This window comes from Flavobacterium commune (genome assembly GCF_001857965.1).
Lineage (GTDB): Bacteria > Bacteroidota > Bacteroidia > Flavobacteriales > Flavobacteriaceae > Flavobacterium > Flavobacterium commune.
On record NZ_CP017774.1, the window covers coordinates 372,358 to 396,349 of the forward strand.

Here is a 23,992-nt window from a genome sequence, read left to right on the forward strand (position 1 = left end):
ACAAGTTTGTGGATAGTTGGAGTGTTGAAAATTAGTTACAACCAACTCCGCAAAGTTTCTAACTTTGCGGCTGTGAACTTAGTTCTTAACAAAGATCATTATAAAAGTCCATGCATACTTTATAGTAAAAAATCAGAATAAATAATAATACAATGACAATCAACTCAAAATTTACGAGATATGAAGACAACAATAACATCTGGTTGTCTCAAGAGCGCGAACAAGGATTTAATTTTACGGATCATGGCATTACCCCCACTGTGCTTAGTAGTGAGGCCGAAGTGGGTCAGGCAATGCTAAATGAACTTTATAGCACTGTAAAATCAAAAGAAGGTGATATTAATATTGCGCTTCTTGGCGGTAGAGGTGCTCAGGAATTGCATCGTTTGCTGGGAGAACTGGCTAAGTCATCACAACAGGACGATCTACTTGCCAGACTCAATGTTTTCACCCAGGATGCCCTTGCGCCTTTGAGCATGGATAATAGTTTTAGTTTTGTCAGGGATTTTGAACGTATTTTAGGGGATGCTTTTTTCAAAAAAATAAAAAGCTTTACCCCAATGCGAACAGATACCAAAGATATAGAGTCGGCACTCGTAGAATATTTGACAAAATTGGAAGAATTAGGTGGTTTGGATATCTTTTTTATTGGTCATGGCCCGGAAGAAAATCAAGCATCACATCTTGCTTATATTAAACCTTTCTCTGGAGCACAAAGCCATCATATTGCAGGGATAATCCCAATATCCAGTACTATTTTAGAGCACCATATTAGCAAATTTAAAGCTGGTGGAAGCCTTGTAAATGAAAGTGATGAAAAAGAATGTAGATCTGCTGAGTATATTCTCACCTTAGGCCCAGCTGCGATATTACAAGCCAAAAAGATTGTTCAATCCGTAGTCGATGCCGATTCTGCTCCTTCTAAAATTAAAACTTACGCAAATGTGCTTAATACCCAGCTGAGTTCCAATAAAGAAGAAGCAGTACTTCAATTAAATACCAATCCGGGATTATGGATAAGGCTACATCCTAATACTAAATCTTTTGTATTGCCTAATTTAGGTTTGTAATAGAGAAGATTTTAAAACACTTCATTCCTATAGTTATCGGAATGAAGCAATGACACACCAGGCGGTTTAAGTCATTGCGAGCGATAGCGACGCAATCACACTAAAACATTCCTTGTAACACGGATTTGTAATTTTACCGAGTTACTTTATGAGATTCCTCATTCTTCGGAATGACAAAACTGGCTGGGGTTTTCATTATGAAAAACAATCATACTATCTAGCCCTGATGGCAGCGGTATCTCCCGATTTAGAAAAACAAGGCATTTTTTGCCGTAGTTTTTGTTATCGGGAATATAGCGAACAGCAGGAACTTAGTTTCTTAAATAGATTGAATGTCTGCTCCAAAAATTTAAAACAAAAAAATAGGCTGTCTTTGTGGGACAGCCTATTTCTATATTTAGAATCTGAGATTATTTACTCAAATACATTTTTCTTCTAGAATACAATTCGTAGAATTGATCGTCTTTTAAGTCATCAATAAACAAGATGCTTTCTCCTGTTGATTTCATCTCAGGTCCTAAAGCTTTGTTTACGTTAGGAAATTTACTGAAAGAGAATACCGGTTGTTTGATGGCAAATCCGTTTAATTGTGGATTAAAATCAAAATCAGTTACTTTACTGTGTCCTAACATTACCTTAGTTGCATAGTTTACATAAGGCTCTCCGTAAGCTTTTGCAATAAATGGAACGGTACGAGACGCTCTTGGATTAGCTTCGATGATGTAAACCGTATCATCTTTGATAGCAAACTGGATATTGATTAAACCAACTGTTTTCAAAGCTACAGCAATTTTTTGTGTGTGATCTTTGATTTGTTGCATCACAAACTCTCCTAAGTTAAAAGGAGGCAAGGTTGCATTAGAATCTCCGGAGTGAACTCCACAAGGCTCGATATGCTCCATAATTCCGATGATGTAAACATTTCCATCAGCGTCACAAATAGCATCTGCTTCTGCTTCGATAGCTCCATCTAAATAGTGGTCTAAAAGTAATTTGTTCCCCGGAATTGTTTTTAGCAAGTTAACAACGTGCTCTTCTAATTCTTGTTTGTTGATTACAATTTTCATTCCCTGACCACCCAATACATAAGAAGGACGAATCAATAATGGGAAATCCAATTGGTCTGCTAAAGCCGAAGCTTCGTCAGCTGTTTCAGCAATTCCGAATTTAGGGAAAGGAATCTTCAAGTCGGTCAATAAGTCAGAGAAACGTCCTCTGTCTTCAGCTAAATCCAGTGCATCAAAACTAGTTCCGATGATTTTCACACCGTATTTAGACAATTTCTCAGCTAATTTCAAAGCTGTTTGACCTCCCAACTGAACGATAACACCTTCCGGTTTTTCGTGTTGGATAATGTCGTAAATATGTTCCCAGAATACTGGTTCAAAGTATAATTTATCAGCTGTATCAAAGTCAGTCGAAACCGTTTCAGGGTTACAGTTAATCATGATAGTTTCGTAACCACATTCTTTAGAAGCCAAAACTCCGTGTACACAAGAGTAATCAAACTCAATTCCTTGTCCGATACGGTTTGGTCCTGAACCTAAAACAATGATTTTCTTTTTATCAGTTACTACACTTTCATTATCTACATAACGAGTTCCGTCTGCTTTTTCAATCTCAGCTTCAAAAGTTGAATAATAGTATGGTGTTTTTGCTTTAAACTCAGCCGCACAGGTATCAACCAGTTTGAATACACGGCTAATGTTCATGGTCATACGTAAAGCGTGAACTTCGCTTTCCATACATCCCATCATGTGCGCAATTTGTCTGTCGGCAAAACCTTTTTGTTTCGCTTCAAGCAACAATTCTTTTGGCAAAGTTGCAACTGTATATTTAGCAATTTCTTTCTCAAGTGTATGTAATTCTTCGTATTGTTTCAAGAACCACATATCGATTTTAGTAATTTCGTGGATACGGCTCAACGGAATTCCCATTGCGATAGCATCATAAATTACAAAAACACGATCCCAACTTGCATAAGTTAGTTTTTCAATGATTTGTTCGTAATTAGTATATCCTTTTCCGTCAGCTCCTAAACCATTTCTTTTGATTTCCAATGATTGAGTGGCTTTGTGTAAAGCTTCCTGGAACGAACGTCCAATACCCATTACCTCACCTACTGATTTCATTTGAAGTCCTAAAGTTCTGTCAGAACCTTCAAATTTATCAAAGTTCCAACGTGGTATTTTTACAATTACATAATCCAATGTTGGCTCGAATAAAGCCGAAGTAGATTTTGTAATTTGGTTTTGTAACTCGTCTAAGTTATACCCTAAAGCTAATTTAGATGCAATTTTTGCAATTGGATAACCTGTTGCTTTAGAAGCTAAAGCTGATGAACGAGATACACGAGGGTTGATTTCGATAGCTACGATATCTTCTTTTTCGTCAGGAGAAACCGCAAACTGTACATTACATCCTCCGGCAAAATTTCCAATACTACGCATCATCAGGATAGCGTAATCACGTAATTTTTGGAAAGTAGTATCCGATAATGTCATCGCTGGCGCTACTGTAATTGAATCTCCGGTATGAATTCCCATTGGATCCATATTTTCGATAGAACAGATAATTACAACATTATCATTCTTATCTCTTAAAAGCTCTAATTCATATTCTTTCCATCCCATCAAAGCTTTGTCAATCAAAACTTCGTGAATTGGCGATGCTTCAAGTCCTGCAGTTAACAATCTATCAAAGTCTTCTGGCTTGTAAACGATAGAAGCTCCTGTTCCTCCAAGCGTAAACGAAGGACGGATTACTAATGGAAAACCAAATTCCTGAGCAATTTCTTTTCCTCTTAAATAAGAAGTACAAATTTCAGCAGGAGCTGTAGGTACACCTATTTTCTTTAAAAGATCTTTAAACTGATCTCTGTCTTCAGTAATATTAATGGCATTAACATCAACCCCAATCAATCTTACCCCAAAATCATCCCAAATTCCTTTTTCCTGAGCCTCTAAACACAAGTTAAGAGCTGTTTGTCCTCCCATTGTAGGCAATACAGCATCAATTTGCGGATGCTCTTTCAGGATTTCAATGATCGATTTTGTAGTTAAAGGCTTCAAATAAATATGATCCGCCATAGAAGGGTCGGTCATAATTGTAGCAGGGTTCGAATTAATAAGGATAACCTCAATTCCTTCTTCACGAATAGAACGTGCTGATTGTGATCCTGCGTAATCAAATTCGCAAGCTTGACCAATAACGATAGGACCTGAACCTATAATTAAAACTGATTTTATTGAAGTGTCTTTTGGCATTATGATGTAATTATTGTTTTTTCAAGTTTTTTATTTCTCAATACTATCCGTTTAAAATGACGCAACTCACTATAAATCTTAAGTTTGAGTTTTATTTTCGACAAGGTATAAAAAAGGGCGGTACTAAAAAAAGTAACGCCCTTATTTATGTTTATACAAACATTATTTTTTGTGTCTAGGTTCGCTAGAAACAGTTAATTTATGTCTTCCTTTAGCTCTTCTACGCGCAAGAACTTTTCTTCCATTAGCAGAAGCCATTCTGTCCATAAATCCGTGTTTATTTCTTCTTTTTCTTTTCGATGGTTGAAACGTTCTTTTGCTCATTGCTTTGTATCTTTAAAACTTATTTATATGTATCTTTTTATTTTCAAATAGTGGTTATTCCAAAACCGAGTGCAAATATACAAAGACTTTTTTTTCTGGCAAGAAGTTTTATAAAAATATTTTTAATTCCTTTTACTATATTTGCAAACACAAATTATATACCCATCATGTTAAACAAGAATATCAAACTTATTATTGCCGGACTTATCGTAATTACTAGTATTTGGCAATTCACAGAGAATAATATCGGAAACGGAATCTTCTTACTATTACTAACTGCAATCCCGGTTTTTCTTTATTATAGAAACGAATTCATCTTACTGGCTTTCTTAAAACTAAGAAAACAAGATTTTGAAGGTGCTCAAAAATGGCTTTCTCATATTAAAAATCCTGAATCGGCATTAATAAGAAAGCAACAAGGATACTTCAACTATCTTCACGGAATTATGCTTTCGCAAACAAATATAAATCAGTCTGAAAAATATTTCAAAAAAGCTATCGAACTAGGATTGTCTATGGATATGGATTTGGCTGTAGCTAAATTAAATCTTGCAGGAATCGCCTTGTCTCGCCGTAGAAAATTAGAAGCAACTAATTTGATTAGCGAAGTTAAAAAGCTGGACAAACAAAATATGTTGAAAGATCAAATCAACATGATGAAAGAACAAATGAAGAAAATCTAATTTTTTCTGAAACAACAATATCAAAATCCCAAACTCTAAGAGTTTGGGATTTTTTTTACAAAGAAGGAAGCAATCTGATTAAAATTTCTCTCTAAAAACTGAAATTTGAAATTTTATCCCGAAACTTCAGGATTGGAATTTTTAAAACTACTCCCTAAAATAATATCAGATAAGTGAGTATTAAACCAACGGTATTTGGTAAAAATCATCACATGAGTCCCTCCTTCTACAACAATACATTTCTCTATATTCTTAATAGGAAACATCCAGTCTTTATCACCATGAATGTGAATCACGCGCTCATCAGCCACTGTACAGTTCCAAAGCACTACTTTCTCAACCGCCCAATTCAAATACCCAATATCCCTAACCGATAAAAAAGTATCATACAATTTCATTCTATTCGAGAATTTCTCTCCAAATACAAATTGCGCCAACTTCCCAAAATGCAATATCAAACGCATTGGAATCAACTTATACGCCAATGTTTTTCTTGCAAACCTGATTCGTCCGGGAAACTCGAACTTTGTTTTTACACTCGAAATAATAATCAGTTTTCTGACAGAAATAAACTTTGCAATTTCCTGCACCACAATTCCGCCAAAAGAAACGCCTATCAAAACAGGATTTTCTTCTTTTATTTTTAATGCCATTCGTTTAGCATAATCCCCTAAAGATTCTTTGGGCTTAGGAATTTCCCATTCTAAATAATGAACTTCAAACAGAGTGTCATCAAGCTTAATCCTTTCAAAAATCAAAGGATTTGCCGCTAATCCTGGCATAAAATAAACTGGAATCTTACTCATATTTAGAATTCAAATTTCATATTGCTTAAAAAACTAATTTAAAGTTTTTTATACAGCACACCTAATTTTACACACAAGAAAACTACCCTTCTTCACTAATAACAAAATGAAACACCAAAACAATTTGATTTTGATTATCAAACACTTAACTTTGCACTTCCAAAATCTATTCTAAAAATCACTACCAAATGGTTCGTTTATAAAAATTGGGTATCCCTAAAAAATCCCCAAGCCTAATCCTTTTAGCCTAAATTTAAAAATAAAAGTTATGGAACCAATTACAACAATAGAAGTCAAAGACAACAGTTTTGCAAGACAATTTGAAACCACAACAGCAGAAGGACTTATCACCATTGAATATTCTCTCCAGGAAAGAAAAATATTCCTAACCAGAATAAACACTCCCGAAGAATTCAAAAACGAAGAATTTATCGATAACCTAATTAAAACTATCTTAGACAATGCCATCGAACAACGACTCAAAATAGTTCCTACCTACCCAAGAATAGTTCAGTTTTTCAAAAAGAACCCTTCCTATAAAGAATTACTCCCTCCAGGAATTAGAATTTAATTGTTCTGCAAAAGGCAATAAAAAAAGGCATAAGAATCAACTCATGCCTTTATAAACTTATTTCAAAAAATTATTTTTCTATTTCTTTCATACTATCCATTTTCTTGTGCGCCAAGAAACCAGTAATATCTTCAAAATGCTCTACTACTCTTTTGTTTCCAAATTCAAAAACCTTAGTTGCTAAACCATCCAGGAAATCACGATCGTGAGAAACCAGAATTAAAGTTCCATCAAAATCACGCAAAGCATCTTTAATAATATCTTTGGTTTTCATATCCAGGTGATTTGAAGGCTCATCCAGAATCAACAAATTCACAGGTTCCAACAACAATTTAATCATTGCCAAACGTGTTTTTTCCCCTCCTGAAAGCACTTTTACTTTCTTAGTAATATCATCTCCCTGAAACATAAATGCTCCCAGGATATTTTTGATTTGCGTTCTGATATCACCCACAGCAATAGCATCAATCGTTTCAAAAATAGTAGCATTTTCATCTAATAATGACGCTTGATTTTGAGCGAAATACCCAATTTGAGCATTATGACCAATTTCCACGCTTCCACCATCAATTCCAATTTCTTTCATGATGGCTTTAATCATCGTAGATTTTCCTTCACCATTTTTACCTACAAAAGCTACTTTTTGACCTCTTTCAATAACAATATTGGCATCTTTAAACACCACATGATCTCCGTAAGATTTAGCCAAATCCTTAACCACAACAGGATATTGCCCTGAACGCGCAGCTGGAGGAAATTTCAATCTCAAAGCCGAAGTATCTACTTCATCCACCTGAACAATCTCTAACTTTTCTAACATTCTAACACGAGACTGAACCGCATCAGTTTTAGAGAAAGTTCCTTTAAAACGCTCGATAAAAGCACGGTTATCTGCAATCATTTTTTGTTGCTCGTCGTATGCTTTTTGCTGATGAATTCTACGGTCTTTACGCAATTCTAAATAATGCGAATATTTCGCCTTATAATCGTAAATCCTACCCATTGTTACCTCAATAGTACGATTGGTGATATTATCAACAAAAGCCCTATCGTGAGAAATAACCACCACCGCCTTAGCCGAATTAATCAAAAAATCTTCTAACCACTGAATACTTTCAATATCCATATGGTTCGTTGGCTCATCCAGCAAAATCAAATCGGGTTTACGCAATAAGATTTTCGCTAATTCGATACGCATTCTCCATCCTCCTGAAAACTCAGATGTTTGGCGTGTAAAATCCTCACTCACAAACCCCAAACCTTTCAGGATTTTCTCTACTTCAGCTTCGTAATTAATTTCTTCGATAGCATAAAATTTCTCACTTAAGTCTGAAACTCTTTCGATTAATTTCATATAATCGTCGCTTTCGTAATCGGTACGAATAGTTAATTGCTCATTGATTTCGTCAATTTCAGCTTTCATGCTAAAAACTTCCGAAAAAGCTTTTGAAGCCTCTTCCATCACCGTTGCCCCGTCTGTAGTCAACAAATGCTGCGGCAAATAAGCCACAACCGCATCTTTAGGAGCCGAAATATTTCCCGTTGAAGGCTTACTATTTCCTGCAATAATTTTCAGCAAAGTTGATTTTCCAGCACCATTTTTACCCATTAGGGCAATTTTATCGTTCTCATTGATAGCAAAAGAAACATCACTAAATAAAGTTGTTCCGCCAAATTGCACGGATATGTCATTAATTGTAATCATTGTTTGAAGTTAGAGGTTAGAAGTCAGAAGCAAGAAGTTTCAAAATTCTAAAAAAATTAAAAATGCAAAGATAGCTTAATTAAACAATTAGACAATTGTAATTTCACTTTCCAAAAAAACTAAAAACCGCAAATTTGCCAATTTAAAAAATCTGCAAATCTGCGGTTAAATTATTTCCAAATTTTACTATCGAACTATTCCTTTCGCCACTTTTTAGTTTCCTCAAAAACATGCTCTAAAATAGCCGCTTCTTTTTCGTCAAATTCAATATTTCTTCTTCCCATAACCAATTTAGCCGTATCAAAAGCTTTCTTAGTCACATAGGTAGAAAAACCTGCCGCTCCGCCCCACGAAAAACTCGGAACAAAATTTCGAGGAAAGCCACTACCAAAAATATTCGAACTCACTCCTACCACAGTTCCGGTATTAAACATAGTATTGATTCCACATTTACTGTGATCCCCCATCATCAAGCCGCAAAACTGCAATCCTGTTTTAGCAAAACCTTCGGTTTCATAGCTCCACAATTTCACCTCTTCATAATTGTTTTTCAGGTTCGAATTATTACTATCAGCACCAATATTACACCATTCGCCTAAAACCGAATTCCCTAAAAAGCCTTCATGTCCTTTATTTGAATAAGCAAACAGAACTGAATTATTAATCTCTCCTCCAATTTTAGAATAAGTTCCAACTGTTGTAGCACCATAAACCTTAGCCCCCATTTTAACAACAGCACCTTCACACAAAGCAAAAGGCCCACGAATTAAAGAACCTTCCATTATCAAAGTATCTTTTCCTATATAAATAGGACCTGTTGAAGCATTTAATGTTACAAATTCCAATTGTGCTCCTTCTTCAATAAAGATATTTTCCGGCGCAATTACATTGACACTCTTCGGAATAGGCTGTGATTTTCTGTCTTCGGTTAAAAACTCAAAATCTTCCCGAATAGCAGCGTCATTTTTAGAAAAAATATCCCAGGTATTATTCAACATCAAACAATCATCGTTGAATTCGATAATTTCATAATTATCAAAATCTACTTCATCCTGGCTGTCATTAGTATAAAAAGCAATCACTTCTTCTCCTTTAAAAATAGCCTGATTGGATTCTAAATTCGAAACCATTTCCGCCAGAACTGCATTTGGAAGAAAAGAAGCATTAATCATCACATTTTCTTCTAATTCCACCATTGGATATTTATCAGACAAATATTCCTCAGTCAAAGTAGTAATAGTTGAACCTAAATATTTTTCCCATTTTTGACGAATTGTTAAAATCCCAATAAGAATATCCGCTACCGGACGGGTAAAAGTAAATGGCAATAAAGCATTACGAGCCGGTCCGTCAAAAAGTATATAATTCATACGATGTCAAATTTATTAATTGAGTTTTTTCTTAAAACCCGAGCCAAAGTTACAAAGTTTTCAAAAAGATAAAAATAAAAAAGCCTCCCAAAAGGGAGGCTTGATTTATTAAAAAACAAATTAAAATTATTTAATGTGTTTAGCATATTTAGTTTTGAATTTATCAATACGTCCTGCAGTATCGATAAGTTTAGATTTACCTGTGTAAAAAGGGTGAGAAGTTCTAGAGATCTCCATTTTTACAACTGGATATTCTACACCTTCGTGTACGATTGTTTCTTTAGTTTCTGCTGTAGATTTAGTGATAAAAACGTCGTCATTAGACATGTCTTTAAAAGCAACTAATCTGTAATTTTCTGGGTGTACACCTTTTTTCATCTTGAATCTTTTTTATTTGTTTGGTTATAACTTATTTTGAAGCTTTCCTTTTCAGAAAAGGTATAAATCAATTATAACTTTTTATTTATATTATTTTGAGGATGCAAAAATACAATTATTTTTCAATAAACAAATCTTTATTTCTTTTTTTTATATAAATACCTAAAAGCAGTTTTTTACTCTTCAATATACAGGGAATTACTATATTTGTTGCTCAATTGAAAGCATCGGACAATGATTCATGAAACTATCAAAAAAAACGGGATTACTTTTGGAATTATCACTGGTTTAACCTCCGTTTTAATTACCACTTTAATCTATTCTATCGATTTAAATTTATTCACATCACCGTGGATTGGTTTTTCCAATTTAGCATTGTATTTAATCATTGCCATTGGATTATTGGTCAAAACTAAAAAAGAATTTCAAGGTATTTTTACCTTCAAAGACGCATTTACTACTTATTTTATCTCGGCTTTAATCGGAATTGCAATTTCAGTTGTTTTCAATATTATACTATTTAATATTTTTGATCCTGCTGCCAAAGATACCGTCAAAGAACTAACTATTAAATACATGATTGCTGCCATGGAAAAGTTCAATGCCCCGGCAGAAGGAATCAACAAAGCAATTGCTGATTTAAAAGAAAACGACCAATTTTCGGTTTCAGGACTCTTAAAAGGTTCTTTATCTAATATTGTTTTCTGCACCATTTTTGGTTTAATTTTGGCTGCTTTCTTTAAAAGCAAACCCTCATCACAAGAATAAAAATCGATGAATTTATCTATATTAATACCACTTCTCAACGAAGAAGAATCACTTCAAGAACTTTATACCTGGATTATTAAAGTAATGCAGGAAAACCGTTATTCTTATGAAATTATATTTCTTGACGACGGAAGTTCTGACAAATCCTGGTCTATTATCCAGGAATTTGCTACCGAGAACACTCATGTAAAAGGCATTCGATTCATGAAGAATTTCGGTAAATCGCAGGCTTTACATGCCGGTTTTGCAAAAGCTCAAGGCGATGTTATCATCACCATGGACGCCGACCTACAGGATAGTCCCGATGAAATCCCGGGATTATACGAAATGATTACCCAACAAAATTTTGACTTGGTTTCAGGGTGGAAAAAAAAGCGTTACGACTCGGTTGTGGCTAAAAATCTTCCTTCTAAATTATTTAACTGGGCTGCCCGAAAAACCTCGGGAGTAGAATTAAATGATTTTAACTGCGGATTAAAAGCGTATCGAAATGTGGTAGTAAAAAACATCGAAGTTTCTGGCGAAATGCACCGATACATTCCTGTTTTGGCAAAAAATGCCGGATTTGGAAAAATTGGCGAAAAAGTGGTCCAACATCAGGCTCGAAAATACGGTGAAACCAAATTTGGCATGGAACGTTTCATCAACGGTTTCCTGGATTTAATCACCATTTGGTTCCTATCACGTTTTGGAAAAAGACCTATGCACTTATTCGGAGCCATTGGTTCTTTAATGTTTATTATTGGTTTTTTACTGGCGGGATATATTGGTTTTTCTAAATTGTACCACATGTACAACAACATGCGTTACAGTTTAGTAACAAACAACCCTTGGTTTTACATCGCATTGACCACAATGATATTAGGAACACAATTATTTTTAGCGGGATTTTTAGGTGAAATCATTTTACGCACTAAAAACAATGAAGAACGCTACAAAATATCAAATGAGATTAATTTCTTATAAATGAAAAACTAAAAACGACCAACTAAAAACTAAAACTGTAAAACGCAAGAAAATGGAAAGTAAACAACATATTTTAGATGCAGTTAATGAGTGGCAAGGTCCAACATTTGATGCCGCAACTCAAGAAGAACTTAAAAAATTAATCGCAAATTCACCAAAAGAACTTGAAGAGAGTTTCTATAAAAACTTAGAATTTGGAACTGGAGGAATGCGCGGTATTATGGGTGTTGGAAACAACCGAATCAATAAATACACGCTTGGAAAAAGCACTCAGGGACTTTCAAATTATTTGAAATCTGTTTTTCCAAACCAAGCTATTAAAGCCGTTATTGCTTTCGACTGTCGTCATAACAGTAAATCATTAGCAAAAGTTGTTGCTGATGTTTTCTCGGCCAATGGAATTCAGGTTTACCTTTTTTCAGATCTGAGACCTACACCAGAATTGTCTTTTGCATTGAGACATTTAGGTTGCCAATGCGGAATTGTTTTGACTGCTTCACATAACCCACCTGAATACAACGGATACAAAGTATATTGGCAAGACGGAGGACAAATTGTTCCGCCGGAAGACGAAGCGATTATCAATGCTATTGAATCATTAAATTATAACGAAATCAAATTTGATGCAAATGAAGATTTGATTGAATATATTGACGAAGAAGTTGACCAGGCTTTTATAAAATCAACTATTGAAAACGCTAGTTTCAATACTCCTGCTGAAGCAAAAGACAATCTAAACATTGTTTTTACTTCACTTCACGGGACTTCTATTACTGTAATGCCTGAAACTTTTGTGCAAGCTGGTTACAAAAACGTACATATTGTTGAAGAACAAGCTATTCCTAATGGTGATTTCCCTACCGTAAAATCTCCAAATCCTGAAGAACCGGAAGCTTTAACTTTAGCATTGGCTCTTGCCGATAAAACAAATGCCGATATTGTTATTGGTACGGACCCTGATTGTGATCGTTTAGGGATTGCTGTTCGTAATAACGAAGGCGAAATGACCTTATTGAACGGAAATCAAACGATGATTTTAATGACTGCATTTTTACTGGAAAAATGGAAAAAAGCAGGCAAAATAAACGGAAAACAATTTGTAGGCTCTACTATTGTTTCTACTCCTATGATTATGGAATTGGCTTCGGCTTATGGAGTTAATTTCAAAGTAGGTTTAACCGGTTTCAAATGGATTGCCAAAATGATTAAAGATTTCCCTGAACTACAATTCATTGGTGGTGGAGAAGAAAGTTTTGGCTACATGGTGGGCGATGCGGTTCGTGATAAAGATGCCGTTGCTGCAACCTTATTAATTTGCGAAGTGGCAGCACAAGCAAAAGCTAACGGAAGCACGGTTTACAAAGAATTACTAAAACTATACGTTGACCACGGATTTTTCAAAGAGTACCTCGTTTCATTAACTAAAAAAGGAATAGAAGGCTTACAGGAAATCAACCAAATGATGATTGACCTGAGAGAAAATCCATTGAAAGAAATCAACGGACAACGTGTTGTTATGGTCGAAGATTATCAATCATCTATTGCCAAAAATTTATTGGACGGAGAAGAATCAATTATGGATATGCCAAAATCTAATGTGTTGATTTATTATACTGAAGACGGTTCTAAAATTTGTGCAAGACCTAGTGGAACTGAACCAAAAATCAAATTCTACATCAGCGTAAATACTGAATTGGATGCCGTAGAAAACTTCAATGAAGTAGAAAACATCTTAGACGAAAAAATAAAAAACATCATTGCAGCAATGCAATTGAAATAAATACAATTCGATAATTTTCCAATTAGACCCGATATGTTTTCAATAACTATCGGGTTTTAATGGTAAAAAACTACATAATGGATCAAAATTTAAAAAAAATTATTCCTTTTGCAAAAAAGTACAAAATACATATTGTGTGGAACATTATTCACAATACTTTATATGCACTTTTTGGAACAATAGGAATGGTTATGATTTTTCCTGTACTAAAAGTACTTTTTGATAATGGAGAAAAAATAACCAAATTACCTCAATATCAGGGATTATCTGAAATAGATACCTATTTGAATCATATTCTTTTTTATTATGTAAACCATTATTCAGAATTATATGGTCCTAATTACGCACTACTACTAACGGTATCTTTAGTAGTTATTACCTTTTTATTTAAAAATTTATTTGGGTATTTAGGACTTCAACATTTAACCAAATTAAAAACAGGAGTTCTTAGAGATTTACGTGAAAAAATGTTCAGGAAAATTGTGTCTTTACCTATTCCCTACTATTCTGAAAAAAGAAAAGGAGATGTAATGGCACGAATGCTAGGCGACATAAACGAAGTACAAAACTCCTTTTTCATGGTATTGGAACTAATTGTAAAAGAACCTTTGACCATCATATTCTCTTTGGTCGCAATGATAAACATTAGCTGGAAACTAACTTTGTTTGTCTTATTTTTCATTCCAGTTTCGGGATATATTATTTCTAAAATCGGAAAATCTTTAAAAGGAAAATCAGTAAAAGCGCAACAAGAAAACGGTTATCTGATTTCAATTGTCGAAGAAACATTAACGGGATTAAAAGTGGTAAAAGGATACAATGCTGAAAGTTTCTTTACCCAAACTTTTAATAATTCCATCAATCGATTATACCAAATAACTAATAGTATTGGAAAGAAGAACAATTTAGCTTCGCCGATGTCTGAATTTCTAGGGATAATTGTAATTTCTATTTTACTTTTTTACGGTGGAAATTTAGTTTTAGTCGATAAATCACTGGACGGTTCTTTATTTATTGCCTATATTGGATTAGCATACAATATTTTAACACCGGCTAAAGCCATTTCTAAAGCGTCTTATCAAGTCAAAAATGGTTTAGCAGCTGCCGAACGTGTTTTTGAAGTATTAGAAGTCGAAAATACAATTAAAGACAAACCTAACGCTATTACATTAGACGGATTTCATGATTCAATCATCTTAAAAGACATTACGTTTGCCTATGAAGATGAAGCTGTATTAAAAAACTTCAGCCTCACTATACCTAAAGGAAAAACCGTTGCCTTAGTGGGACAATCCGGTAGTGGAAAAAGTACTATTGCTAATCTATTGACACGCTTTTACGATGTTAAAAATGGTGAAATACAAATAGACGGTCACAACGTTAAAGACGTTACTATGAATTCCTTGCGCAGCTTAACCGGATTAGTAACCCAGGACAGCATAATGTTCAATGGCTCTATCAAAGAGAATATCAAATTTGGAAAACAGGAAGCAACTGACGAAGACGTTATTGAAGCTTTAAAAATTGCCAATGCTTATGAATTTGTAAAAGACTTACCTAAAGGAATTGACACCAACATTGGCGATAGCGGAAACAAACTTTCAGGTGGTCAAAAACAACGTTTATCTATTGCCCGTGCTGTATTGAAAAATCCTCCAATTATGATTTTGGACGAAGCAACATCTGCTTTGGATACCGAAAGCGAAAAACTGGTGCAAGTAGCTCTGGAAAACATGATGCAAAACCGAACTTCGATTGTAATTGCGCACCGTCTTTCAACCATTCAAAAAGCAGATACGATTGTTGTGATGCAAAAAGGAAAGATAGTAGAACAAGGCTCACACGAAGAATTAATTGCATTAAATGGCACTTATAACAAATTAGTTTCCATGCAATCATTCGAATAAATAATCATAATTTAATACCGCTTTATTTTAGATTCTAAAAACGAATAATACCTTTATACAACCATTTTAAATCTAAAAAAATGTATCATAATAATCCAAATATCAAACTTCCTGAAGATACCGAAACTATAGTTTGGAAATATCTGGATTTATCAAAGTTTTTAGATTTATTGCTTTCGCAAAAGTTATTCATGTCCCGTTCGGACAAATTTGAAGATCAATACGAAGGCACTTTTAGCGAACCTACTTACGAAGAAATCAAGAAATTAGCCATTGACAATCCTGATTTCATCAATTATTACAAAACACATCGGGAAAAAGTAGCCATTAGCAGCTGGCACATTAACGAATACGAATCTTTTGCCATGTGGCAAATTTTCACCCAAAACAGTGAAGGTCTTGCCATTCAATCCACCATTGGCAGATTGCAAAAAGCCTTGCATCCTGAGAATAATTTTAAACAATATATAGGCGAAGTAAATTATATCGATTACAAGAAAGAATACATTCCTTTTGATGATTTATTCTTTCCTTTTCTGTTTAAACGAAAAAGTTTTCAGTATGAACGCGAAGTACGAATCATTACTGATGTTACGGATGGTAAAATAAAACTGAATGATGGTCTAAAAATCAATGTAGATATCAATCAGTTAATTGAGAAAATCTACATTCACCCTAAATCCGAAAACTGGTACAAAAACCTGGTAATCCAGTTAGTAAAAGAATTAGGATTTGATTTTACAATTGAAAAATCAGATTTAGAAAGCGATATTTTGATTTAAAAACTACTAAATAGGTTCGTAATTTACAACTTCCCAATCTTTAGCCAATAAATTAATGTAGCCGTATTGTACTACATCATTTTTATCAAATTGCCCGTTTTTGTTGGTGTCTTCCACCGTTCTAAAATACAAACGATTTTTAGATTCGATTAAATTCCAATCGATTAACTCCTGAAAATCAGCCGAAATTTTAGTGAAATTTTCTCCACTGATATCACTCAAATACAAAGATTTAATGTCGCTTGTATCTAATTTTCCATCCTTATTAGTATCCACATCATACATGGTATATACTAAAATTTGCTTGTTGGTTTTATCGGCAATCGCTTTTAAATACGTAACTGTCAAAATCAAAGCAGGCTTATCAGTTAATGATTTTATCGAATCAGAATCTATTTTTTGAAACTTTAAATTTTGCAAATAACCCGTAATTTCATCGTCACCCAAATTAGAAACTGTAAAACTCAAATCGATCACACTGGAAGAACCATACTTAACTTTTGTCCCTTTCTCATAGACTCTTAAATCGCCAACAGGATGAATCAAATAATTTGTTCCTTCCATCTGAATTGGTAAATCAGCAATAGCAATCTGAGTCGAATCTATTTTAGTCATCGACTTATCGTTGTTAGTAGAATTATAAATCACTTTGGGTTTTTCTACTTCTTTTTTACAACTCACCAAAAGTAAGATGGCTATATTTATCAAGACTATAGGTAGTGCTTTCATACGAATGTGATATTAAAATATTTTCAAATGTAATGATTTTTAAAAATGCTTTTGAATTTTAAACTTAATTTATGACATAATCCTACAACAATAAAACTCCCGAAACAATTGCTTTATTACAATTTAGCATTCAATTTCAAATTGAACATTCTTGTAGTCATATAATTAGGTACCGCATATTCATTTTTCGAATAAACATCACGCACCCAGGTATTGGTAATTGCGTTTTGATTATTAAACAAATTGAATATTTCCAAACCAATAGACAATTCTTTAAAATTGCCTAACCAATTCTTCTTTTTTGTGTTTCCATCAGTTAAAACTTTTGAAAAACCAATATCAGCCCTACGATAATCATTCAACCGATTTTGATAAACATAAGGATCAGCATAAGAAGGGGAACCTCCTGGCAATCCCGTATTGTAAACCAAATTCAAATACACTTTCATACTGGGAATACTAGGCATATAATCTTGAAACAAAACAGCAAATTTCAGTCTTTGATCTGTTGGTCGGGCAATATAACCTTTGGTATTGGTGTTTTCTTCTGTTTTAAGATAACCAAAACTAAACCATGATTCAGTTCCGGGAACAAATTCCCCATTTAATCTCAAATCCAATCCCTGTGCATAAGCTTTGGCATCATTATTTGCAGCATAACGTATTCTGACATTGTCAATTGTATAAGTATTGATATCGTTGAGTGATTTATAATACAACTCCGAAACCAATTTAAAAGGGCGTTGCCACATTTTAAAATCATATTCATTTCCAAGAACCAGCTGAACCGATTGTTGCGCTTTTACATTAGGCTGAACCGCTCCACCGGCATCCCTGAGTTCTCTGTAAAAAGGCGGCTGATAATAATAACCACCGGAAATTCTAAAAATCATATCCTTTTCCCAATTGGGTTTTAAAGCCAATTGCACTCTGGGACTAAAAACCGTTTGTGAATTTGTCGAAGAATCAGCGTTTGTTCCTGTGATTCCCCAATTTTGCATTCGAACACCTGCCGTGTACCAAAGTTGTGCGTTTTCCAGATTAGTTTTGGCACTCCATTGTGCATAAGCCGAAAACCGATTGATGGTATTAAAATTAACAGCAAACACACTTTGATACGGAACCAACGGGCCTGTAAAAGAAGTATAAGGTTCGTCTTTGGGGGCAAAATTGATAATTGGCGGATGAATCGAAAATCCTGCCGAATCAATTACTTCCCACTCCACTACCCTGTCCCGAATAGATTCTCTGGTATATTTCACACCAAATTCAAAATTGCTGTTTTTCCAATCATATACCCCTTTTACTTCGGCATTTACAATCATGGCATCCAAATCATTTCGTGCATGATTTAACTGTGTTCCAATTCCGCTGGTATAAGAAACATCATTATATGTTTCACTTCCAATAGTTACATCGTTTTCTCCTAAACGATATTGTGCCAAAATATCAAAATATTCCTGTTCCAAAGTATGATAAACCGAACCAATAAACTTCAACTTCAACTTATCAGAAGCTTGAAAAGTCGTTTTCAAAGCTCCAAAATAGGTGTCGTATTTATCTTTTTCCTGTCCTTCATAAAACACTGTCAACACCATGGGCTGATCTATGGTTCCAAATCTTGTTTTTCTTATCAAAGGCTGATAATTGTATTTATTCTGAGAAATATTCCCCAGAAAACTCCATTGCCATTTTGCGGAAGCATTAAAATTAACATTGGTTTGAACATCCACAAAAGAAGGTGTATAATTCGTTTGCGTTTCCTGACTTTTCACCAAAAGGCTATTGTTTCGATAACGAACTCCTGTAACAGCAGTCCATTTTTTATTTTTAGATATGGCATCAACAGCAAGGCTTCCGCCAAGAAAACTCGATTCAAAAGCAGCTGCAAACTGAGTTGGATTCCGATAAGTAATATCCAAAACCGAAGCTAATTTATCGCCATACTTAGCCTGAAATCCTCCTGCCGAAAAATTGACATTTTGAACCAAATCAGTATTCGTAAAACTCAAACCCTCCTGTTGCCCGGAACGAATTAAAAAAGGACGATAAACTTCTATTTCGTTAACATAAACCAAGTTCTCATCATAATTTCCACCTCTAACCGAATATTGCGTACTCAATTCATTGTTTGAATTCACTCCGGCTAACGTTTTCAATACATTTTCGATTCCGGCATTAGCTCCTGGCAACTTCTTGATTACATCAGGTGCGATTGTTGTAATTCCCTGAATTTGACTTTTCTTATCTTTTGTAATGATGATTTCGCCTATTTCTTCTTCGTGTTCATTCATTATCAAATTCAATTCGTAATCTTCCGAATTTTTCAACAATAAAGCAATAGTCGTTTTTTTAAACGTCAGATGACTAAAAACAAGATTGATTGTTTTATTTACAGGAACTTTAATGGTATAAAAACCTTTTGCATTCGATTGGGTCGAATGCCCTAAAAACGAAATATTGACATTACTTACAGGCTTATTTTGGGCATCAAGCAAAGTTCCCTTTACTTTGGCCAATTGCGCCAAAGAAGAAAAACTAATACAAAAGAATACCAAAACAAAAGCTAGTTTATCGTTCAAAATACTCACTTTTATTTTTGACTTCTAAAAAAACGGCTTTCAAATGTAGTTGCATTCCCTACTTGGTCGGTTACTACAACTTTTAAATCATTAGCTCCTTCGGCAACAATCCCGTCACTAAAATTATGAGTGATTTTTCTGGTTTTTGCATCGTATTCAAATAAAATCCAATTGCCATTCAAATAACCATTGTATGATTTTATACCCGAACCTGAATCTCTAATAGAAAGTTGAATCGATTTTTCGGCACTCAGCCAACGTCCTTCAATGGGCTTTGCAATTGTAATTACAGGCGGAGTAGTATCCATTGCTAAAGTATATTTACCCAAAGAGCGCACTTTAGTGCTATAAAGATTTCCTTTGGAAAATGTAGTATTATAACCTAAACTCCCACCGGAACTCAAACTGGCTATATACACTTTGCTCTTCTGTTCCTCAGTATATTTATCACTCTCTATAGCGATTTCAAAACTGGAATGAACCGGCACGCTATCATCATGAAGCGTTAAAACATTACCGTTTACAGCAAAATTCATTGCAAAATCTTCATAAAAAGTTCCCGCCGGAAAACTGGCCGTCATATTCTCTTTAGAGAAAATATTGTCCTTTTTGGATTTAACAAAATAATTAGAAGCAATAACTTCTTGCCCAATAACCGGAACAGATGAATCAAAAGCAATCGGAATATTCACGACTGTGGTGTTTCCAAAAAAGTCAGCAACTTCAATTCGATACACTAAATTCAAATTAGGAATAACATTTACAATCCCATTGTCAGCATCCTTTTTTATGATACTCAAATTAAAAGGAGAACTCATAAACAATTTTTGAACTCTTTGATATGTTTTTTTATAACGCGAATAATCAATCAAAGCATTTATGTATCGCATTTCGTCAAAGGAATAGGTGTCAAACTGATAACCAAAAGCAGCTTTTCCATTCAAATAAGACTGAACTTTATAAACTCCGTTTTTGTTAAAAGAAACATTATCATAATCATCAGCGGTAATTCCAAAACCAATTTTCCCATTAGCCAAAACCTTTGTGGCTAAATACGTTCCGTCCTTTTGCAAATTTAAATTCAATAACAATGGACGCTTGGATTGATTAGCCGTAGCTCCTTCTAACGGATAAACATAAACCGCCGAAATTATTGGTTTTTTAATGTCTTTGAAATTTTTATCAAACCCAAACAACATTGGATTAATAATTTTTTCGGTTTGAGTATCCCTAAATTCAAAATGCAAATGCGGTCCTTCAGAAGAACCTGTATTTCCTGACAAACCGATAATTTCACCCTTTTTTACTACTAATTCGTTAGCCTTTGGAAACATTTCAATTTCAAAATTTTGTTCCTTATAATGAGTGCTTTTAATATATTCGGCTATTGCCCCGGTAGCTTTTTGCAAATGACAATACACCGTAGTATAACCATTAGGATGATTAATATAAATAGCTTTTCCGTTTCCAAAAGGAGAAATTTTAATACGGGAAACATAACCATCAGCCACCGCCAGCACATTTAAACCTTCTTTTTGTAAAGTTTTAAAATCAAAACCGGCATGAAAATGATTGGGTCTTAATTCTCCAAAATTCCCCGATAATTGCATCGGAATCTCTAATGGAGACTGAAAATAATCTTTTGGATAAGTAGTTTGAGCTATAACTGCCCTAGAAATCAGTAGAAAAAAAAGGAAAAATCTCATGCGAATCATTTTTGCTAAGATAAAAAAACTAATCCGGAATGCTTTATAAAAAAAGTATTTTTGTAACCATTTACTACACAACATTTTGATTATTTTATAATAAAAAAAACAATAAAATATTGCAATAATAAAAACTAATACTAAATTTGTAATATTAAGTAATGAATAGGATTTATAATGAGTGTAATTGCAGAAATAATTGATACTCTTGAAAATAAAGTTGAAAAGCTTATTCTAAAATTAAAAAATTTAGAACGAAACAATCAGGATTTAACTATCGAATTAAATAAATCTGCTCAAATCATACAAAAACAATCTCAGGAGATTGAAGCGTTAAAGGCACAGTATGAAACACTTAAGATGGCCAATTCATTATTAGGTAGTGACGAAAACAAAAGAGATACAAAGCTTAAAATAAATTCATTAATTCGTGAAATTGATTACTGCATAGCACAGTTATCAGATTAGTATAAACAATGGACGAAAAGCTTAAAATTAAAATATCAATTGCAGACAGAGTCTATCCGTTAACGGTAGATCCCTCACAGGAAGAAGGTCTTAGAAGTGCTTCTAAAAAAATTGATAATATGATTAAGCAATTCGAAGAAAATTATGCCGTTCGCGATAAACAGGACGTTTTAGCCATGTGTGCTTTGCAATTTGCATCGCAGGTAGAGCAAAAACAGATTGACAATGCTATCAATGGAGATGAAACTATTGATAGAATTCAGAAAATTAATGCTATTTTAGACGAAAATCTTTAAAAAAACAACGTTCTTTAACAACTAAGATACTGCCTACATTAGTTAATTATTTGGTAAACTCAACACTAACAATTTAGAATGAGCAAATCATCGTTACTATAGCAAGCCAATTTAGTTTGGAAGCTTGAACAGCGAGTTAGCTCAAAACTTGTCTTCACGAGTTTATACAAACAACTTAATGTAGGCTTTTTTTTATATATTAATTTTTAAACAAACATGGACATATTAACGATTATCATTTCGGGAATTATAGGTATTGCAATAGGATTTGGCATTGCCAAAATCATAGAAAAAAGCAACATCTCTAATCTAATTAAAAACGCTAAAAAAGAAGCTGCTTCTATTTTGAAAGACGCTAACTTTGAAGCTGAAAACATAAAAAAAGATAAAATCCTTCAGGCAAAAGAGAAGTTTATCGAATTAAAATCAGAGCACGAGCAGGTGATTTTGGCTCGTGACAAAAAAGTAGCAGAAGTAGAAAAAAGAATCAGAGACAAAGAATCTCAGATTTCTAACGAATTATCTAAGGCTAAAAAAGTCAACGATGATTTTGAGAAAAAAACAGCCGAATTTGAAGCTAAAATTGAAGTTTTAGACAAAAAACAGGCAGAAGTTGACAAGCTGCACAAAAGCCAACTACAACAATTAGAATTAATCTCCGGTTTATCAGCCGAAGAAGCTAAGGAACAACTAGTCGAAGGATTAAAAGCTGAAGCAAAAACTACAGCCATGTCTCACATACAGGATACAATCGAAGAGGCTAAACTAACCGCTCAGCAAGAAGCTAAAAAAATCATCATCAACACTATTCAACGTGTTGGAACAGAAGAAGCGGTAGAAAACTGCGTTTCTGTTTTCAATATTGAATCTGACGATGTAAAAGGTAGAATTATCGGTCGTGAAGGTCGTAACATCAGAGCTTTAGAAGCTGCTACAGGAGTAGAAATCATTGTTGATGACACTCCGGAAGCCATTATCCTTTCTTGCTTTGACCCTGTTAGAAGAGAAATTGCCCGTCTTTCATTACACAAATTAGTAACTGACGGACGTATTCACCCGGCACGCATTGAAGAAGTGGTTGCTAAAACTGCCAAACAAATTGACGATGAAATTATCGAAGTGGGTAAACGCACCGTTATCGATTTAGGAATTCACGGTTTACATCCGGAATTGATAAAAGTAGTAGGACGTATGAAATACCGTTCTTCTTACGGACAAAACTTATTACAACACTCACGTGAAGTTTCTAAACTTTGCGGATTGATGGCTGCCGAATTAGGATTGAACGTTAAACTGGCAAAAAGAGCCGGTTTATTACACGATATCGGAAAGGTGCCGGATACTGAAAGTGATTTACCACACGCCTTATTAGGTATGCAATGGGCTGAGAAATATGGCGAAAAAGAAGAGGTTTGCAACGCTATTGGAGCACACCATGACGAGATTGAAATGAAATCTCTTTTATCTCCAATTATTCAGGTTTGTGATGCTATTTCAGGAGCAAGACCGGGAGCAAGAAGACAAGTATTAGATTCTTACATTCAACGTTTGAAAGATCTGGAAGAAGTGGCTTACGGATTCAACGGAGTTAAAAATGCTTATGCAATTCAAGCCGGTAGAGAATTACGTGTAATTGTAGAAAGCGAAAAAGTTTCTGATGATAATGCTGCGACTTTATCTTTCGAAATTTCGCAAAAAATCCAAACCGAAATGACTTACCCAGGACAGGTAAAAGTAACTGTAATTAGAGAAACCAGAGCAGTAAATATTGCTAAATAAGACATAAAATTCCAATCCCGATAGCATCGGGATTAAACTCCAAATTCCAATAAACA

General features: G+C 34.2%; 20 protein-coding genes. 11 read left to right on the plus strand and 9 right to left on the minus strand.

What is annotated here, in order from left to right:
• The first annotated feature begins 152 nt into the window (after window positions 1–152).
• On the plus strand, window positions 153–1,070 hold the full coding sequence (locus tag BIW12_RS01480) for a 6-phosphogluconolactonase (RefSeq protein WP_071183488.1): 918 nt from the start codon (window positions 153–155) through the stop codon (window positions 1,068–1,070).
• Window positions 1,071–1,480: 410 nt separating this feature from the next.
• On the opposite strand, the gene carB is transcribed toward BIW12_RS01480, so the two are convergent.
• Window positions 1,481–4,336: a carbamoyl-phosphate synthase large subunit gene (carB, locus tag BIW12_RS01490; RefSeq protein WP_071183490.1), complete on the minus strand. Its 2,856-nt coding sequence runs from the start codon at window positions 4,334–4,336 to the stop codon at window positions 1,481–1,483.
• Window positions 4,337–4,498: 162 nt separating this feature from the next.
• Complete coding sequence (rpmH, locus tag BIW12_RS01495; protein ID WP_008464848.1) at window positions 4,499–4,660, minus strand: 50S ribosomal protein L34; 162 nt, start codon at window positions 4,658–4,660, stop codon at window positions 4,499–4,501.
• 167 nt (window positions 4,661–4,827) lie between these two features.
• Between rpmH and BIW12_RS01500 the strand changes: the two genes are divergently transcribed.
• On the plus strand, window positions 4,828–5,343 hold the full coding sequence (locus tag BIW12_RS01500; RefSeq protein ID WP_071183491.1) for a hypothetical protein: 516 nt from the start codon (window positions 4,828–4,830) through the stop codon (window positions 5,341–5,343).
• 113 nt (window positions 5,344–5,456) lie between these two features.
• Here BIW12_RS01500 and BIW12_RS01505 read toward each other — a convergent pair whose 3' ends face one another.
• Window positions 5,457–6,149: an alpha/beta hydrolase family protein gene (locus BIW12_RS01505; protein ID WP_071183492.1), complete on the minus strand. Its 693-nt coding sequence runs from the start codon at window positions 6,147–6,149 to the stop codon at window positions 5,457–5,459.
• A gap of 268 nt (window positions 6,150–6,417) precedes the next feature.
• Between BIW12_RS01505 and BIW12_RS01510 the strand changes: the two genes are divergently transcribed.
• The gene (locus tag BIW12_RS01510) at window positions 6,418–6,720 is read left to right on the plus strand and encodes a GNAT family N-acetyltransferase (RefSeq protein WP_232227121.1); all 303 of its coding nucleotides are present in this window, start codon (window positions 6,418–6,420) and stop codon (window positions 6,718–6,720) included.
• A gap of 70 nt (window positions 6,721–6,790) precedes the next feature.
• Here BIW12_RS01510 and BIW12_RS01515 read toward each other — a convergent pair whose 3' ends face one another.
• From BIW12_RS01515 to BIW12_RS01525, 3 genes are all read right to left on the minus strand, one after another.
• A complete protein-coding gene (locus BIW12_RS01515) occupies window positions 6,791–8,425 on the minus strand; it encodes an ABC-F family ATP-binding cassette domain-containing protein (protein ID WP_071183493.1) in 1,635 nt (544 codons plus the stop codon).
• Window positions 8,426–8,619: 194 nt separating this feature from the next.
• Complete coding sequence (locus BIW12_RS01520; protein WP_071183494.1) at window positions 8,620–9,795, minus strand: GlmU family protein; 1,176 nt, start codon at window positions 9,793–9,795, stop codon at window positions 8,620–8,622.
• A 126-nt stretch (window positions 9,796–9,921) separates the two neighbouring features.
• Window positions 9,922–10,173: a type B 50S ribosomal protein L31 gene (locus BIW12_RS01525; protein WP_026714974.1), complete on the minus strand. Its 252-nt coding sequence runs from the start codon at window positions 10,171–10,173 to the stop codon at window positions 9,922–9,924.
• A 234-nt stretch (window positions 10,174–10,407) separates the two neighbouring features.
• Here BIW12_RS01525 and BIW12_RS01530 point away from each other — a divergent pair, with 234 nt between their 5' ends.
• The 5 genes from BIW12_RS01530 to BIW12_RS01550 all read left to right on the plus strand — a co-directional run bounded on the left by BIW12_RS01530 (window position 10,408) and on the right by BIW12_RS01550 (window position 16,376).
• Complete coding sequence (locus tag BIW12_RS01530) at window positions 10,408–10,941, plus strand: DUF4199 domain-containing protein (RefSeq protein WP_071183495.1); 534 nt, start codon at window positions 10,408–10,410, stop codon at window positions 10,939–10,941.
• A gap of 6 nt (window positions 10,942–10,947) precedes the next feature.
• Window positions 10,948–11,907 carry a glycosyltransferase family 2 protein gene (locus BIW12_RS01535; RefSeq protein WP_071183496.1) on the plus strand — a complete coding sequence of 320 codons (960 nt, stop codon included), beginning with the start codon at window positions 10,948–10,950 and terminating at the stop codon, window positions 11,905–11,907.
• Window positions 11,908–11,959: 52 nt separating this feature from the next.
• Complete coding sequence (locus BIW12_RS01540) at window positions 11,960–13,687, plus strand: phospho-sugar mutase (protein ID WP_071183497.1); 1,728 nt, start codon at window positions 11,960–11,962, stop codon at window positions 13,685–13,687.
• A 77-nt stretch (window positions 13,688–13,764) separates the two neighbouring features.
• Window positions 13,765–15,594: an ABC transporter ATP-binding protein gene (locus BIW12_RS01545; RefSeq protein ID WP_071186058.1), complete on the plus strand. Its 1,830-nt coding sequence runs from the start codon at window positions 13,765–13,767 to the stop codon at window positions 15,592–15,594.
• 80 nt (window positions 15,595–15,674) lie between these two features.
• Window positions 15,675–16,376, plus strand: a complete 702-nt coding sequence (locus BIW12_RS01550; RefSeq protein WP_071183498.1) for a DUF2971 domain-containing protein — start codon at window positions 15,675–15,677, stop codon at window positions 16,374–16,376.
• A gap of 6 nt (window positions 16,377–16,382) precedes the next feature.
• On the opposite strand, the gene BIW12_RS01555 is transcribed toward BIW12_RS01550, so the two are convergent.
• The 3 genes from BIW12_RS01555 to BIW12_RS01565 form a co-directional block, all read right to left on the minus strand.
• Complete coding sequence (locus BIW12_RS01555) at window positions 16,383–17,105, minus strand: CREC-EF hand family protein (protein WP_071183499.1); 723 nt, start codon at window positions 17,103–17,105, stop codon at window positions 16,383–16,385.
• A 116-nt stretch (window positions 17,106–17,221) separates the two neighbouring features.
• Window positions 17,222–19,690, minus strand: a complete 2,469-nt coding sequence (locus BIW12_RS01560; protein WP_198033461.1) for a TonB-dependent receptor — start codon at window positions 19,688–19,690, stop codon at window positions 17,222–17,224.
• Window positions 19,691–19,698: 8 nt separating this feature from the next.
• Window positions 19,699–21,393: a M23 family metallopeptidase gene (locus tag BIW12_RS01565; protein ID WP_071183500.1), complete on the minus strand. Its 1,695-nt coding sequence runs from the start codon at window positions 21,391–21,393 to the stop codon at window positions 19,699–19,701.
• Window positions 21,394–21,570: 177 nt separating this feature from the next.
• Here BIW12_RS01565 and BIW12_RS01570 point away from each other — a divergent pair, with 177 nt between their 5' ends.
• From BIW12_RS01570 to rny, 3 genes are all read left to right on the plus strand, one after another.
• Window positions 21,571–21,861 carry a hypothetical protein gene (locus tag BIW12_RS01570; protein ID WP_071183501.1) on the plus strand — a complete coding sequence of 97 codons (291 nt, stop codon included), beginning with the start codon at window positions 21,571–21,573 and terminating at the stop codon, window positions 21,859–21,861.
• Window positions 21,862–21,869: 8 nt separating this feature from the next.
• The gene (locus BIW12_RS01575) at window positions 21,870–22,157 is read left to right on the plus strand and encodes a cell division protein ZapA (RefSeq protein WP_071183502.1); all 288 of its coding nucleotides are present in this window, start codon (window positions 21,870–21,872) and stop codon (window positions 22,155–22,157) included.
• A gap of 216 nt (window positions 22,158–22,373) precedes the next feature.
• A complete protein-coding gene (gene rny, locus BIW12_RS01585) occupies window positions 22,374–23,936 on the plus strand; it encodes a ribonuclease Y (RefSeq protein ID WP_071183503.1) in 1,563 nt (520 codons plus the stop codon).
• Window positions 23,937–23,992 lie beyond the last annotated feature (56 nt).